Source organism: Hyphomicrobium sp. D-2, from assembly GCF_029872155.1.
Taxonomy (GTDB): Bacteria; Pseudomonadota; Alphaproteobacteria; order Rhizobiales; family Hyphomicrobiaceae; genus Hyphomicrobium_A.
The window spans coordinates 475,839-492,223 of the sequence record NZ_JARXLA010000002.1 but is presented as its reverse complement, the minus strand read 5'-3'; the positions used below and the strand labels follow the sequence as shown (position 1 = coordinate 492,223).

The following is a 16,385-nucleotide window of genomic DNA, read 5'->3' as shown; positions in this document are numbered from 1 at the left end:
AGTCACCAAATTCTCGAGCATAAACCCAATGTCGACGAGCAGCATTCCCGAGGAGGTCGTAAGGCGCCACAGTCGGCGCGAAGCGCGCGCGCGCGCTTTCAACGACCTGCAGGCGACTCGCGCCCGTCTGGCTGCCGGCACGTCGCTGAAGCCGGAATTTGAATACGAACTGCTGACGATGTTCGCGCGGAATGAACTGGGCGCCTCGGTGACGATGCCGGCGCTTTACGCGCTGTTCGCCATCGCCTGCATGTTCTGGGCCCCGCCAGCCGAAGCGATCATCTGGCTCATCACCGTCATCACCGCCAAGGTTGTGCTGCTCGACCAGTGCCGCCGCTTTCTGACGATCCCGCAGTCCAAGGTGAATGTACGCCTTTGGCGGCGGCGCCTGATCATGCTTGAACTGCTGAGCGGCGTGGCCCTCGCCTGCTTCGCGCTCGTCGGCGTGCGCGAGACGCTGCAGGCGCCGACGGAGATGGTGTTCTCGTCGCACGTCTTCATCTTCGCCACGCTCATCGTCGTGTTGGCCATACGCACGATGTTCGCCGCGACCATTCCAGCGATTCTGTATGCGGGCACGATCCCGATGACGATCGCGGTGGTTTGCCGGCTGCTTCTGCTCGGCAACGTATTTTATCTAGCCCTCGCCACGATGGCGATCGGCATCCACCTTTACTTCCTGTTCCTCTCACGCGGCATGCGCGCCACCACGCTGTCGATGCTGGAATACCGCACCGAGAAAGACGCGCTGATTGCCGAGCTTGAGGAGCAGAAGTCGGTTTCCGATGAAGCGCGTCGTCGCGCCGAAGCCGCCAACATGGCCAAGTCACGCTTCCTGGCAACCATGAGCCGCGAACTGCGCACGCCGCTGAATGCCATCCTGGGCTTCTCGGAGGTGATGAAGGAAGAGATGTTCGGCCCGATGAATAACCCGCAGTATCGTGAGTATGCGGGCAACATCCATGAAAGCGGCACGCATCTTTTGCATCTCATCAATGAGATCCTTGATCTGACACGCATTGAATCGGGCCGCTATGAGTTGCATGAGGCGCCGCTGCGCCTGGCTGACATCACCGACGAATGCCACCGCCTGCTCAAGCTGCGCGCCGACGGCAAGGGCATTGAGGTGATAGAGGAAACCGATCCCGACCTGCCGCTTGTGTGGGCTGATCTGAAGGCGTTGCGCCAAGTCTGCCTCAACCCGATGTCGAACGCGCTCAAGTTCACGCCCAAGGGCGGGCGCATCGTTCTCAGTGTCGGGGCAATGCCCGACGGCGGGCAGTTCATGTCGGTGCGCGACAACGGCCCCGGTATTCCGGCCGACGAAATTCCCAAAGTGCTGCAGGCCTTCGGACAGGGCACGCTGGCCCATCAGACGGCGGAAGGCGGCGCCGGACTGGGGCTGGCCATTGTCCAGAACCTGATGGAGCTGCACGGCGGCGCGCTCAACCCGCAATCGGAACTGCGCAAGGGCACCGATGCGACGGTGATCCTGCCGGGATACCGCGTGCTGCAGGCCATGGCACCGTTGCAGCCCCTCGGACAGGAGACCCATCGCCTGAAGGGCATCGCCCGCTCGCGTCCGGCGCGCCTGCGGCCTGGACACCCCGGCGCGGGTGGCACCGCGGCGGCCGGCTGATCCCCCGTTGAGACCCGGACGCCTCCCGGCATGCATGCGCCAGTAGGCGTCCAGCCGCGACATTCCAGCTCAAAACCACGCTCATTTCGCTGCCACAGGCCCTTGAATCTCCCACCCGCCACAGCGTTTTCGTCATGAACTGTCACAATGCCGTTTCCGGTTTATTTTGACAGCGCGCTCCCATACCTCTGCCCGTAGCGAAGCTCTCCGACGTGTACCGGCGGAGGCTAAGCGGTGTGGGTCGCGTAGGTGCCCGTTGACTTGAGTACGTGTGCAGTTGCGTCGATCGAAGGCCCTTTTTTGGCGTTACCTTCGTGGGAGTTTGCGTATGTTCGGGGGAGTAGGTAAGGCGGGATGGGCTTCCATCCTCGTCGCTGGCGGATTGGTCCTGGGGGCCAGCGTTTCCGCCCAGGCAGCGGATTTGGGCGGCGATTGCTGCGCGGATCTGGAAGAGCGGGTTGCCGAGCTTGAGGCAACGACGGCTCGCAAGGGCAACCGCAAGGTTTCTCTGTCGGTTTACGGTAAGATCAACCAGGGCGTGATGTTCTGGGACGACGGCAGCGAGAGCAATGCCTATGTCGTCACCAACGACGCCTCGCGTTCGCGCTTCGGCTTGAAGGGCGGCGCAAAGATCAACAGCGATCTTTCTGCAAATTTCCGCCTTGAGATTGGCGTTCGCTCGGCCAACTCGAAGCGCAACAATCAATACGACTCTATCAATGCCGACGAGTCGGGCTTCGACATCCGCCACGCTTGGTGGAACATCAAGAGCAAGACGTTCGGTACCATCCAGGTAGGCCATACGCCGACGGCTTCTCAGGAAATCACTGAAATCAACCTCGCTGGCACCAGCGATGTCGGCAAGTTCTCGGACGTTGAAGACAGCGGCGGCGGCTTCTTCCTCGCTGCAACCGGCCGGGCTGCTATGAACGGTGGCCTGCAGTGGCGCCGCCTGATTGCCCGCACCGGCGCTCAGCCGGGTGAAGGCGATCGTCGCGAAGCCGTTCTGTATGAATCGCCGGAATTTGCTGGCTTCACGGCCAGCGCTGCCTGGGGCGGCGACGACTTCTGGGACGTCGGCCTGCGCTTCGAGCGCGAATTCAACCACATCAAGGTTGAAGCCGGCATCGCCTACTCATCCATCAACGATGGCATCGACGACAGCGCAACCCATGGCTGCCCTGCACGTAACACCACCAGCCACGATGCCAAGTGCCAGATGATCGGCGGCTCGATCAGCATCATGGACACCAAGTCCGGCCTCTACGGTAACTTCGGCGCCGGTCAGATGTGGGACGACAGCACGACCTCTGCCGCTCACTTCGCCGGCACGGGCGTTGACGACACCTACACCTTCTGGGCAACCGAAGTCGGTATCCAGCGCAAGTGGAACGAACTCGGCAAGACCACGCTGTTCGGCCAGTACTACAACTACACCGGCGGCGGCATCACCCAGAACGTCAGCGCAGCAGATCCGATCAACCTGGCTGGCGGTCAAGCTCAGATCTTCAGCAGCGAAGTCAACATGTGGGGCGTCGGCGTCATGCAGAAGATCGACGCTGCCGACATGAAGCTCTACGCCATGTACCGCAACTACGAGTTCGATCTTGAACTCGCACGCAACGGTGTCGTGTCGCAGTCTGCTCCGCTGGAAGACTTCCAGGTCCTGATGACCGGCGCTGTGATCAACTTCTGATCCGGCACCCACAGCAATCCTCTAAAGGAGCAATCCTGCAGAGGACCTCACAAACCTCGCTTACGGAAGCCGCCCCTCACCGGGCGGCTTCTTTGCTTTTCGGCCGGTCTGTCATCGATCCCACATGTGAATTCGCGATCTGCACGCCTTCACCCGCCACGTCGCAGACGATTCAAGCGGCTTCAGCGCGAACAATGGGCAATCGCGTTCATCGACACGATTTCCACAGCGCTTTCCACATTGCAAAGAAGAGCCCCAGCAACGGCCAAAGTTGGAGTACAGTATCCCCACAGTGCCGAAGCCTTCGCCGGCGTCGCCTGGTAATGCCGAATGGGTCGCGTATCGCCCCATCCTTATGTTTCCAGCGTATTTTTGGATCGACGGGAGCGCGCAAGCGCTTCACTTCCTGGCGGGTGTGTCCCCGCATAAGTGCCAGGATGCACCACCCTTTCGTGGCCTCCCAGCCACACCCGTGGGTTCGTCACCACGAAAACGGCACTGCCTAATTGTTGCACTCCGGCGAATCACAGCAGTGTCCGGCTTGGCACGCAGCGATCCTTTGAGGGGTACGCACTGCGCATTGCTAGGGCGGTTTTTCTTGTCTCGCGTTCGTAACACTACAGCGTCCGCCATCAGCTGAGACGAAGACGGGAGACTAATAGATGAATAAATACAGCCTTAGCGCCCTGGTGGCAGCTGGCATGCTGGTAGGTGGTCTGTCCACCGGCAGCGCGTCCGCAGCTGACCTCGGCGGCAACTGCTGCGCTGATCTCGAAGAGCGCATCGCAGAACTGGAAGCCACCACGGCTCGCAAGGGCAACCGCAAGGTTTCTCTGACGGTATCCGGTTGGGTCGGTCAGCAGGTCATGTGGTGGGACGACGGCGTTGAGAGCAACGCTTACGTCACGGGTCTCGGCTCCACGCTGAACTCGCACTTCAAGTTCACCGGTCAGGCCCAGATCTCTCCGGGCTGGTCGGCTGGCTACGTGATCCACGTTGAAGCCAACGACTCTGACTCGCTGACGATCGACCAGATCTCGCAGCACAATCCTTCTGCTCTCGGTGCCAACGGCGCCTACGCAGTACAGCTGCTGCAGTCCTACTGGTTCATCAAGAGCGATCGCCTTGGTAAGGTTGGCGTCGGTCTGCAGTCATCCGCTTCGGATAACGCTGCAATCCTCGTTGACGGTTCGGGCTCGCTCGTTCCTGCCAACTGGGTGATGTTCGACTACAACAACTTCATCATCCGCGACAAGGCAACGGGCAACTTCTCGGCCCTGCGTTGGGGTGGCACGGCTGGCAGCTGCTTCGACGGCGGCGGCACGGGCGGCGACTGCTTCGGCGCTCCGCGTGACTCGGTCCGTTACGACTCGCCGACCTTCGGTGGCTTCTCGGTGTCGGCTTCTTGGGGTGAAGACGATTTCTGGGACGTGTCTGGTCGTTACTCGGGTGAATTCAACGGCTTCAAGCTTGCAGCCGCTGTTGCTTACTCGCAGTTCTCGCAGGACTTCTTCGCTCAGAACCTGAACGACAACCGCTGGGTCGATTACTTCCAGCTCGGCGCTTATGTTGAGCACGTTCCGACCGGCCTCTGGCTGTACGGCGCCTACGGTCACGTTGACCCGAACGGTGTAACGCTCGACACGCTTGACGTGAACGGTGCAATCGTTGCTGGCGGCAATGCTCGCTCGGCTGGCGACACCTACTACATCAAGGGCGGTCTGCGCGAGCGTTGGACTCCGCTTGGTCACACGGTGCTCTACGGCGAGTACGAGAAGTTCTCTCGTGCTAACCCGGATGCTCTGGTCAACCTTGGTCTGCAGGCCAGCAGCCACCTCTGGGGTCTGGGCGTTGTGCAGGAAATCGACGCAGCTGCAATGTCGCTGTGGATCTCCTACCGTCACGTCAGCGCTGACGTCTCCGGCGTTGGCTGCACCAACGGCGCAGCAGCTGGTGCAGGTCTCTCGGCCGGTTGCGGCACCGACGACTTCCAGTACGTGAAGGCCGGCGCTCTGATCAACTTCTGATCGCCGTACTTCTATCTCTCTCTCGAACTGCCCCAGGGAAACCTGGGGCAGTTTTTTTATGTTCGATCACCGCCAATTGCGTTTGGCTGTACACGTGGAAAAGCCCGCCGCGCGGCCATTGCACGATGCGAATCGCATAGCTTTGCCCTGCGGCAACGGCCGCTTGCCAATTCATGAGCAATCAGGCGGCTGTGTTGGTTCAACGTTCCATCGCAACACGATTGAAACGCTTTTCTACCGCGCGCACGAGCAGCAGCGTGTTTGCGGCGGCGTTCGTAGCCGTCTGTGTTGGCGGCTGCGCCTACAGCGGCGGCAAGACCATCGACGCGCACTTCTCGCGCTACAAGGCACGGCTGCCGGAGGGCAATCGCGTGTTCGTATGCAGCGCCTATGGCTGCCGCACGCAGACGCCGTTCCGTTTTGAACCCGCTGACATCGAAGAAGTGCGTACCGTCATGGCCAAGGGCGCCGCTTCACCTGCTGCTGAACGTGAGGCCGCACGTAAAGCCATCGCGATGATGGGCGCACGCGCAGACAAGGCCGTTGGCACCGACAAGGACCGGCCCGGCGATGACATGCTCGGCAACGGCGATCCCGGCCAGATGGATTGCGTGGACGTCGCCACCAATCTTACCAGCTACATGATGGTGATGGAGCGCCACAAACTGTTCAAGCATCACACCGTTGGCCCGATGTTCATCAAGGAAGATCTGCGGCGTGGCTTCGACGGCTGGACGCATTACGCCGGCACGATGATCGAGAATGGTTCAGGACAGAAATTTGCGGTCGATGGCTGGCTGCTTGCGAGCGGCAAGCCGCCTGAGATCGTCGAAGTTGAGCGTTGGTACATCGACAACGACGACCTGCTGTTTGGCGCCAAGGCCACCACCTCATCGCTGAAGCCGCAGCCCGCTGACAATACCAAGCAGGGCGATCCGATCGTCACCGGCAGCATCGACAAGAAGGCCACAAAAGCGAAAGAACCGATCGCCGAAGCCGGCAACGCTAAGCCCAAGACCAAGGCTTCATCGACCACACCGACAGCCGCCGCAAAAGCTACCTCCGCGACCAGTTCGCAATAGCCATGTCGCCCCATGTCCGGTTAACGCTGCGTAGCGTAGCGTAGCGTCGCCACACACCGGCGGCCGCCGCCGGTACCCACGCAAACTCAGCGTGCCCGCGCCATAAAGTGGTGTGGCTCAGCTTTGCGGCTACAGGGCCACTAGCTCACCCGGCGCCGCATCCATATGCTGTTGCTATTGACGCCCCTGTGCATCGGCCCTGGCCCTGTGCAGCCGCCTGCGGATTAGGATCACATGTTCCTCACCTTCTTCCATGCCCTGAAGAAAGCCGGCCTGCCGGTCAGCCTGCGCGAATATCTGGCGCTGCTGGAGGGATTGGAGGCCGGCGTCATCGACCGTCAGGTCGAGGAGTTCTACTACCTGTCGCGCGCCTGTCTGGTGAAGGACGAGCGCAACCTTGACCGTTTCGACCGCGTGTTCGGCACCGTGTTCAAGGGCATCACATCGGTTGCTGAAGGCACCGAAGAAATCACCGCCGAAATCCCTGAGGAATGGCTGCGGCTGATCTCCGAATTGCATCTATCGGAAGACGATAAAAAGCGCATCGAAGAACTCGGTGGCTGGGAAAAGATCATGGAGACGCTGAAGCAGCGTCTTGAGGAACAGAAGGAACGCCACTCCGGCGGCAACAAGTGGATCGGCACCGGTGGTACCTCGCCCTACGGCGCCTATGGCTACAACCCGGCAGGCGTGCGCATCGGGCAGAAGGAAAGCCGCCATCGCCGCGCGATCAAGGTCTGGGACAAGCGCGAGTTCCGCGACCTCGATGACAACGTCGAGATCGGCACCCGCAACATCAAGGTTGCGTTGCGTCGCCTGCGAGCGTTCGCCCGCACTGGCGCCAGCGAAGAGCTTGATCTAGCCGGCACCATCCGCGGCACCGCCGAGAAGGGCTTCCTCGATATCCGCATGCTGCCGCAACGGCACAACGCGGTGAAGGTGCTGATGTTCTTCGACGTCGGCGGCTCGATGGACTGGCACATCAAGGGCATTGAGGAGCTGTTTTCCGCCGCGCGCAGCGAATTCAAGCACCTCGAATACTACTACTTCCACAACTGCCTTTATGAGGAGGTCTGGAAGGACAACCGCCGCCGCCACGCAGAGCGCATTTCCACCCTTGAGGTGCTCAATACCTACCCGCCCGACTACAAGGTTGTATTTGTCGGCGACGCCTCGATGAGCCCCTACGAGATTTCGCACGCGGGCGGCTCCGTGGAGCATATGAACCCCGAACCCGGCGCCCTGTGGCTGAAGCGCGTATCGGAAACCTGGCGCCACTGTGTCTGGCTGAACCCGCTGCCGGAAAGCCAGTGGCCCTATACTCAATCAATCGCCATGATTCAGCGCTTAATGGACGGACGCATGTATCCGCTGACGCTGGAAGGGCTGGATCGCGCCACGGGCGAGCTTATGCGCTGACAACGCCATCGGCCCCCATATCCTTCGGGGGCGGAATCGGTCGATCAGTTGCGAACACTTGCTGTGTTTCGAGTTGCGCAGGCCCTCGAATAGCCGTGGTGGTCGGCGATTGACGGAGCCACATTTGATATTAAGGTTCGCGCTAAAAGCACGTACCGATCGGGCCAGAGCAAAGAAGACATGGGCCGAAGCGGGAAAGACAGGGGGGCCAAGCCAATGAAAGCCGCATGCCCGGCGTTCGCGCTGCTGATCGCGACGGCCCTCGGCGGCTGTTCGGGTGGCTCCGGCCTCTCCACCAGCTCCCTGCTGGGCGGCGACGAAAAGCCAGCCGGCCCCGTCAACGATGCGCCGGCCCGCGCCTTCCAGGTCGGCACGGTTTCCGCCCGCGCGGTGAAATGCGGCTTCCACTTCGATCCCGCCAAGCTCAAAATCACCTACCTCGATTACGAGCGCAACATTCCCGGCCAGGATATGGCCAAGATCGAGCGCATCTACGACGTTTCCTATAACGGCGTCGCCAAGGCGGTTGCAGGCGAAGGTGAATACTGCACCGACGGCAAGACGCGGCTGATCAAGGCCGATCTCAGCCGGCATCTCGTCGGCGACTACACGCCCCGCCCGCAGGTCAAGGAAAAGGAAGACGACGGCCTGTTCTCGTTCGGTAATTACGAGGGCGAAGGCATGAAGACCAAGCTTCCGATGGATAATCGGGACGACTGATCCGCGCCTGCCTGGCCTGGCGCTCAGTCGCCCTCCCTCCCATGACAGGCGCCCCGCGTGCAGCAGCTCCTCTGGATCGAGACGCTTCTGAAATTCATTCCGGGGCTGCTGCTCGTCATTGCTCCGTTAACCACGCTGCGCGTTCTTGGCCTGCCCCGACCCGACGCAGGGTTCTGGCCGCGCCTGTGCGGTGCGCTGTTGCTCGGGCTGGCCGGCGCCACCTTCATTGAGGGCACATCAAAAGGGCACGGCCTTGGTTTGGCTGGCGTTATTGTGGTTAATCTGACGGGCGCAGCGGTGCTGGCTTCGCTGCTCATCCTTGACGCTGGCCCCAAATCCCGCCGCGGCGCCGTCGCGGTATGGCTGACGGTGTGCGCCCTCGTCCTCCTCAGCATTACCGAAATCGCAACATTATAAGGTTCTTGATGCCCTTTCATGGTGCGGCGTCGGCATTGTCGACGCTGCCCTCCTGCATGGGAAGGGTTCATGGGTCCGACGCTATCTGCCGCTGTCCAATACGCCAGTGCCGACGGGTCTGTAGCTGAGTCGCAGACGGATAAGGCCGCCTCACACCTGCGCCCGGTCCCACAAGCCTGCACCTTCAAGCTGGTTTCGACGCGCGCTGAATTTGACGCGCTGAAGGACGACTGGAACCGCCTGTTCGATCGCGCTTCTTCCAGCGCGCAACTGTTTCAATCGTTCGGCTGGTGCTGGCACTGGTGCAATAATTTTCTCTCCGATGGAGACGCCGGCGCGCAGCTTGCTGTGCTTGTCGGACGGCGCAACGGCGAGCTTGTAACGGTATGGCCGCTGGTCACTGAACGGCATGGCGGGCTGACCCATCTTGTCTGGCTGGGTGCACCGGTCAGCCAGTATGGCGACATCCTGCTGGACGATCTGCCCGATGCTGCAGCCATTCTGCAGGCGGGCTGGAAGCACCTGACGCAAGCGCTCAAGCCGGATCTTGTCTGGTTGTCGAAGGTCCGCGCCGACGCGGCCATTACACCACTGCTCCGCGCGCGGAATTTCATGGTGACGCGTCGCGAGCAGGCTCCCTACATGGATTTTGCGAGCGCTGCTGATTACGAAGACTACATGCAGCGCCACTCGGGCCGTGCGCGCAAGAAACACCGCGCCGTTGCGCGCAAGTTGGCCGCCATGGGCACCGTGGAATTTGTCCGCGAGCGTGACAACCCTCGCGCTGGCCGGCTTGCGCTAAGCGCCATCGACGAGAAAATTTCACAACTGCTGGAACGCGGCATCGTATCGCCGGCGCTCAGTGATCCGCGCACGCAGAAGTTTTTTGCTGAGGCAGCGTCGGACAGTACCAATCCCGCCGGCATTTGCGTTTACGCGCTTGAGATCAACGGCGATCAGGCGGCGATCGACGTTCTCGTCAAGCACAAGGAGCGCGCCGCAACGCACATTTTCGCGTACAATCAAAAATATGCGAAAGACCGCGTCGGCGCCCATCTTATGGAGCTCACCATCGAACAAACGATGGCTGCTGGCTTCCGTTACTTCGACATGCTCGCACCCGCCGACGACTACAAAATGCGCTGGTCGGATGGCACCGTTGATGTGATCGACTGGGCGATGCCGATGACGGTGAAGGGTTCGCTATATGCGCGCGTCTATCTGCGAGCGCTGCGCCCAGTATTGAAGCGCGTGCGCGACTGGCTGCCACCATCAATCGCGAAGGTGCTTTCCGCTGCCTACGAGCGCACGCATCGCTTGTGCTTGATGTTGGGGTTCACTTTGCCGTTCTGATCGGCCCTGAATTTCGCACTCGCCAATAACAAAACGGGCGCGCTGCTGTTGCAGGGCGCCCGTTTTGATTTGAATAGCGGCGAAAGCGATTGCGCTTTGCTTACTCAGCTCACGCCAAGCTTCTTCTGCAGATTGGAAGACGAAGTCGTGTACTGGAACAGCAGCTTCTTTTCCGGGTGCACGTACTTGTGCGCCTGCTGCGCCATCAGCGCCACCTCGTGGAAGCCAGACAGAATGAGCTTCAGCTTGCCCGGATAGGTGTTGATGTCACCGACCGCGAAAATGCCCTGCTCGCTGGTCTCGAACTTTTCCGTGTCGACAGGAATGAGATTTTCCGTGAGGTGCAGGCCCCAATCGGCGACGGGGCCGAGCTTCATCGTCAGACCGAAGAACGGCAGCATCGCATCAACGTCGATGCGCTCCTCGCCTTCCTTGCTCTTCACCGTTGCGGCCTTGAGCTGATTGCCCTCGCCTTCAATCGATGAGACCTGACCGATCATCAGCCGCACATCACCGGTTTCAACGAGCTGGCGCATCTTCTCAACCGAATGCGGCGCGGCCCGGAAATCGTCGCGGCGGTGCAATAGCGTCACGCTCTTGGCTACAGGCTGCAACGCCAGCGTCCAGTCGAGCGCGGAATCGCCACCGCCTACGATCAGCACGTTCTTGTCGCGCATCGCTTCGATGCGGCGCACGGAGTAGAATACCGAATGGCCTTCGAAGTTCTCGATCCCCGGCAGCGGTGGCCGCTTGGGCGTGAACGAACCGCCGCCCGCTGCAATCACCACCACCTTGGTGATGAACTCCGTGCCGGCATCGGTGATGAGGCTGAAGCGGCCGTCGGGCAAACGCTTCAGAGCGTCCACGCGCTCGTTCAGGTGCAGTTCGGCACCGAACGGCTTGATCTGTTCCAGCAGGCGATCGGTCAGCTCCTGACCGGTCACTGTCGGCAGGGCCGGAATGTCATAGATCGGCTTTTCCGGATAAAGCTCGGCGCACTGACCGCCCGGCTTGTCGAGAATGTCGATGATGTGCGCCTTGATATCTACAAGGCCGAGCTCGAATACGGCGAACAGCCCCACGGGGCCAGCGCCGATAATGACGGCATCCGTTTCGATAGGCGCGGCGGCGGCCGGGCTGGCTTCCGAACTCATCGGGTAGACCTTTCCGAGGTTAGGCTGATTTTAGAACTGCTTCGCCGGAACGTGCACGACGAGACCGTCTAGCTCCGGGGTCAATTTGATCTGGCAGCTGAGACGGCTCGAATCCCGCACATCGAATGCGAAGTCGAGCATGTCCTCTTCCATAGGATTTGGGGTGCCGGTTTTGTCCTGCCAGGGCTCATCCACGTAGACGTGACAGGTGGCACAGGCACACGCACCGCCGCACTCGGCATCAATGCCGGGAACATCGTGAATCTTGGCGGCTTCCATCAGCGTTATGCCGACGTCGCTATCGACCGCCTGCTGGCTACCATCGGGCTGAATAAAGGTGATCTTGGGCATCGCGCGGGGCAGGGCTTTCCAGATAAGGGGTGCCGGCAAAAAGCGGCAGCTCCGATCAGATGGCCGACGTTACAGCCGACCCCGCACCAATAGTCGCCGCGGCGCCCAAGTTCAAGCTCACGGCCCTTTACAATAAGGTATGGGAATACTGGCCAATGGCCCGCCATCGGTCATCTGTCAGGCCCCGCCGGAGACCGATCCAATGTATTTGCGGGTTACTTTGGACACCTGTTCAATCTTGGAAACGAAGACGGCCCGTTCCAGCACGTTGCTGAACTGCGTCAGATTCTCCGCCTCTTCTGCCGCGTTGGCCAGCGACCATGCGCCAACAGCGCGCGCCGAGCCCTTCAGGGTGTGCGCCGCAATGTTCCAGTCCTTGATCGACGTGGCGTCCTTGAGCGCCCGGATCGTCACCGGAAGCTGGTCGGAGAACAGCGCCAGGATTTCAGCCTCCAGCGCGGCATCCCCATGCGTAAAGCGGCGCAGGTGACCGAGATCCACCGGTTGATCTGCATCAGCCGCGCTCAGTGCCGCCGCCGGCGTTTCAGCGGGTATACCGATGCGAGGTGAAGGCATGTCGGTCACTGGCACGTACTCATGAAGCTGGATTTTAACTCTGGTTCGCCGGGCAAAAACATCACACCCGCGCCACGTTCCAGCCCGACCGGAGGTTTCCCACAGCCCAGGGGGCCTGACCGGCATTCTCACACACAGGTTATAAATGGCCGTAAATTGCGCTGCCCCAAGTTGAGCTTTAACCTCGTCACGACTCGCACGCTATGACGTCAAAGGCTTGGGGCTCAGTACCTTTCTTTCGCCCCAAACTCCGGCCAAGCGTTGGGGAATGGGTGGGTTCTCGTTTCCGGTAGCCATGTTGTTCGTCTGCCTGTTAGGCGGGCGCAATGTGCAATCGGCTTCCGTCTGAGAGCTTACCGTCCAACCGCGTGCTTCCGAAGACTATGGATGAGGAGCGCGTCAAGCATGGACGGGCTGATGGCGCAAAAAGAAACGACGCTCGACGAGCCAGAGGGTGCGGCGCACCCGGAATCGGCTTCGTCCAGCGCTCCGTCAGCCGCAGGAAACATGCCCCCACCGATTCCATCTGCCGCATCAGCCGATACCGCGCCCTCGGGTGCAGCGTCGGCGCCCCCTGCTCTGCCAGCCGCAAGCTTCATCCCGCCAGCGCCTACGCCCCCGCTGCCGACGTTATCGGAACGTGTCGCCGCCGCTTTCGAAGCCGCGCGTGAGCATGACGAGCAGGAAGCGAACTACGACACCGGCGAAGCGGGCGGGCCGCCGCCACTGGGCGGCAATATGTTTGGACATCAGGCAACGCAATCGGACGCCACCGACATCGATGGCGACTTTGCAGATGACGGCGTTGACGACGGCACCAATACGGTCAACGCGCCCCACCAGCGTCGCCGCACCGCGCGGCGTCGGCCTGCCGGCCCGGCACGCAATCACATCGCTGCCAACGATGAAGGCCCCAGCATTGGCGGCCTCATTTTTGCGTTGCAGCAGAAACCATCGAATGCGCCATTCCGCTACGCCGGCATCGCCAGCGTCGTCTGGGCTGTGCTCGGCGTCGGCTTCACGCTGCTTTCGATCGCCTCTGCAGGCCCGGACGTAACTTGGCTGCAGCTTGCCACCCAGCCGACCACGCTGCTGGCGCTGGCCGCCATCTTCGTGCCGATCGCGCTGCTCTGGCTGATGGCCCTGCTCGCCTGGCGTACCGAAGAACTGCGCCTGCGCTCATCGACCATGGCGGAAGTTGCTATCCGCCTTGCCGAACCGGACCGTATGGCGGAGCAGAACGCCGCCACCATCGGTCAGGCCGTGCGCCGTCAGGTCGGCTTCATGAACGACGCCGTCTCCCGCGCGCTCGGCCGCGCCGGTGAACTTGAAGCGATGGTTCACAACGAAGTCTCGGTGCTTGAGCGTTCCTACGAAGAAAACGAGCGCAAGATCCGCGGCCTCATTGCGGAGCTTTCGGGCGAACGGCACGCGCTGGTCAACACCTCTGATCGCGTCAGTGAAAGCCTGCTGCGCCTTGGCAGCGAGATCCCCACGCTGATCGAAAAGCTGTCCGAACAGCAAATCAAACTTGCCAGCGTCATCGAAGGCGCGGGCGAAAACCTGACAATGCTCGAGTCTTCGCTGGCCACCAGTGTCGGCAATCTCGAACATGCCGTAGGCGGCCGCACCGAGCAGCTTCAGGTCGCGCTGGAAAGCTATACGACCGCGCTCGCGGACGCATTCGGCAACCGCACCGAACAGCTTCAGTCGACGTTCGACAACCAGCTCAAGCTGCTCGACCAGTCGCTTGGCGGACGCGCAGAGCAGATCCACTCGACATTTGTCACCCAGATCGAGTTCCTCGATGGCTCGCTCGAGACGCGCTCGGAAAACATCCAGCGGACGCTGGATGCGCAGGTGCAGCAGCTCGACGCGCACGGCCACCGTATCCAGACCACGTTCGACAGCCAGCTTCAGCTGCTCGACCATTCACTCGGCAACCGCACCGAAAACCTGCAAACGGTGTTCGAGGAATACGCCCGCGCGCTCGATGCTGCACTGGCCAACCGCGCTCAGGCACTCGACTACCAGCTTGTTGAACGCACCCGTTCGCTTGATGAAGCGTTCGGCGAGCGGCTGCGCATATTCGACGAGTCGATCATGCGCTCCACGCAGGCGATCGACAGCGCCGTCGTTGACAAGACGCAGGCTCTCACCAGCGCGCTCGATCAGCACGCGGTCAGCTTCCGCGAGAGCATCGGCAAGCAGGCCGCCGATCTCGACGAAGCGCTCATGCATGGCATCAACTCGGTGCGCCGCGCATCGGAAAATATCACGCGCCAGTCGCTCAAGGCGATGGAAGGTCTCGCTGGCCAGACCGATCTGCTGAAGAACATTTCCGAAAATCTGCTCAATCAGATCAGCGGTGTCACTGGCCGGTTCGAGAACCAGGGCCAGCAGATCATGAAAGCGGCCAACGCGCTCGAAACGGTCAACTACAAGATCGACAAGACGCTGCAGAACCGCCACGCAGAGCTGAACACCACTCTCGACCGACTTGCGGGCAAAGCGGACGAATTCTCGAACTTCGTCGGCGATTACTCTTCGACCATGGTCGGTTCGCTGTCCGAAGCCGATTTGCGCGCCCGCGCCGAACTGGAGCGGATGCGCGAAGCAGCCAACCAGGAGAGCGAGCGTACCCTGGAAGATTTGCGCAATCGCCTCGACACGGTTTCCAGCACCGTCACCAGCGAGCTTGGTTCGCTCACCGACCGCTTTGCTTCCACGTCCGAGGAAATGCGCCAGCACGCTGCCCGCACCGCCTCGGAAATCGCCGCCGAGCAGGCACGCCTGCGCAGCGAGATGGAGCGTTTGCCGGTTACCGCGCACGAAAGCTCCGAGGGTATGCGCCGGGCGTTGCAGGATCAGATCAAGGCCCTGGATCAGCTTTCGCAGCTCGCCTCACGCTCCACGTTGCAGCGGGACATCACACCGCCGCCGCCCAGCGCCCATATCGATACCAGCGGCGCCGCGCATCAGCATCAGCCGAGCCACCAGAACCGCGCGCCGCAGCCACAACAGCCGATGTCCCATCCGGCTGGCCCCGCCACACACACGCGTCCGCATCAGGCATCCGCACAGCCGCCAGCCGGTGGACCGGCACAATCCCGTCAACACCAGCCGCAACCGCAGCGGCCCGCCAGCTCCGCCCACTCGATCACCTCCCTGTCGTCAACGATCGCGCAGGAACTCGGCAACCGGCAGCGTCAGCGCGCGACATCATCGGGCGACGGGCGTGAAGCCTGGTCGCTCGGCGATCTGCTGGCCCGCGCCTCGCTTGACGATGAACCGCATGGCGGACACGGCGGCCATGGATATCCAATGCAGGCGCCGTTCAGCCTCGATCTGGAGGCAATGGCGCGGGCGCTTGATCCGGCAACCGCCACCGCCATCTGGTCGCGCCTCCGGGCCGGTCAGCGCGGCGTGATGGTGCGCAGCATCTACTCCAACGAAGGCCGCGCGCTGTTCGATGACGTCATGCACCGCTGCCGCAACGATCACGAGTTGGCCAACACTGTCAGCCGCTACCTGACCGACTTCGAGCGCATCATCGCCGATTCAGATGGGCGCGATCCCAGCGGGCGCATGTCTCACAGCCAGCTCGTGTCGGAAACCGGCCGCGTATACCTGTTCCTGGCCCACGCCTCCGGTCGTCTCGGCTAGAGTGCTTCCGGAAAAGTGGGAACCGGTTTTCCGATAAGAAGCACGAAAAAGGCAGACGGCTGGCAGGCTGTCGAAATTGGTTTCGAGGGGTCTCCGACGCGGCCTGTGGCCGAGCAAAATCCGGTCGAACGCGTTTGGACACACTCAGTTCGATCGGAAACCGAATTTTAGAGGTCCTTTTGCGACCTTCGTTCGAATTCAACAGCCTGCTAATTCGATTAACCGGGCGGCCCCGGTGCCCGTGCTATCAGTCCGTCCGGTGCGTTTTAACGGCGGCTGAGGGCT

12 protein-coding genes are annotated in these 16,385 nt (G+C 61.5%); 9 read left to right on the top strand and 3 right to left on the bottom strand.

Going from position 1 to position 16,385, the window contains the following annotated elements; genetic code table 11:
• Positions 1-28 precede the first annotated feature (28 nt).
• The 8 genes from QEZ49_RS04085 to QEZ49_RS04050 all read left to right on the top strand — a co-directional run bounded on the left by QEZ49_RS04085 (position 29) and on the right by QEZ49_RS04050 (position 10,353).
• Complete coding sequence (locus QEZ49_RS04085; protein ID WP_280384464.1) at positions 29-1,639, top strand: HAMP domain-containing sensor histidine kinase; 1,611 nt, start codon at positions 29-31, stop codon at positions 1,637-1,639.
• Between the two features lie 328 nt (positions 1,640-1,967).
• A complete protein-coding gene (locus QEZ49_RS04080; RefSeq protein ID WP_280384462.1) occupies positions 1,968-3,335 on the top strand; it encodes a hypothetical protein in 1,368 nt (455 codons plus the stop codon).
• A gap of 662 nt (positions 3,336-3,997) precedes the next feature.
• Positions 3,998-5,362: a porin gene (locus tag QEZ49_RS04075; protein WP_280384460.1), complete on the top strand. Its 1,365-nt coding sequence runs from the start codon at positions 3,998-4,000 to the stop codon at positions 5,360-5,362.
• 221 nt (positions 5,363-5,583) lie between these two features.
• A complete protein-coding gene (locus QEZ49_RS04070; protein ID WP_280384459.1) occupies positions 5,584-6,444 on the top strand; it encodes a hypothetical protein in 861 nt (286 codons plus the stop codon).
• 234 nt (positions 6,445-6,678) lie between these two features.
• Positions 6,679-7,863 carry a VWA domain-containing protein gene (locus QEZ49_RS04065; RefSeq protein ID WP_280384457.1) on the top strand — a complete coding sequence of 395 codons (1,185 nt, stop codon included), beginning with the start codon at positions 6,679-6,681 and terminating at the stop codon, positions 7,861-7,863.
• Between the two features lie 216 nt (positions 7,864-8,079).
• Entirely contained in the window at positions 8,080-8,583 is a 504-nt protein-coding gene (locus QEZ49_RS04060) for a hypothetical protein (protein WP_280384455.1), read from the top strand.
• A 57-nt stretch (positions 8,584-8,640) separates the two neighbouring features.
• Positions 8,641-9,000 (top strand): ABC transporter permease, encoded by a 360-nt coding sequence (locus QEZ49_RS04055; protein WP_280384453.1) that lies wholly within the window; start codon positions 8,641-8,643, stop codon positions 8,998-9,000.
• 69 nt (positions 9,001-9,069) lie between these two features.
• Positions 9,070-10,353 carry a GNAT family N-acetyltransferase gene (locus QEZ49_RS04050; protein WP_280384452.1) on the top strand — a complete coding sequence of 428 codons (1,284 nt, stop codon included), beginning with the start codon at positions 9,070-9,072 and terminating at the stop codon, positions 10,351-10,353.
• Between the two features lie 104 nt (positions 10,354-10,457).
• Here the strand turns inward: QEZ49_RS04050 and QEZ49_RS04045 are convergent, their stop codons facing one another.
• The 3 genes from QEZ49_RS04045 to QEZ49_RS04035 all read right to left on the bottom strand — a co-directional run bounded on the left by QEZ49_RS04045 (position 10,458) and on the right by QEZ49_RS04035 (position 12,434).
• Entirely contained in the window at positions 10,458-11,507 is a 1,050-nt protein-coding gene (locus QEZ49_RS04045; RefSeq protein ID WP_280384450.1) for an NAD(P)/FAD-dependent oxidoreductase, read from the bottom strand.
• Between the two features lie 30 nt (positions 11,508-11,537).
• Positions 11,538-11,858 carry a 2Fe-2S iron-sulfur cluster-binding protein gene (locus QEZ49_RS04040; RefSeq protein WP_068462575.1) on the bottom strand — a complete coding sequence of 107 codons (321 nt, stop codon included), beginning with the start codon at positions 11,856-11,858 and terminating at the stop codon, positions 11,538-11,540.
• Between the two features lie 177 nt (positions 11,859-12,035).
• Positions 12,036-12,434 carry an Hpt domain-containing protein gene (locus QEZ49_RS04035; RefSeq protein WP_280385067.1) on the bottom strand — a complete coding sequence of 133 codons (399 nt, stop codon included), beginning with the start codon at positions 12,432-12,434 and terminating at the stop codon, positions 12,036-12,038.
• A 417-nt stretch (positions 12,435-12,851) separates the two neighbouring features.
• Here QEZ49_RS04035 and QEZ49_RS04030 point away from each other — a divergent pair, with 417 nt between their 5' ends.
• Positions 12,852-16,100 carry a hypothetical protein gene (locus tag QEZ49_RS04030; protein ID WP_280384448.1) on the top strand — a complete coding sequence of 1,083 codons (3,249 nt, stop codon included), beginning with the start codon at positions 12,852-12,854 and terminating at the stop codon, positions 16,098-16,100.
• Positions 16,101-16,385: the final 285 nt, after the last annotated feature.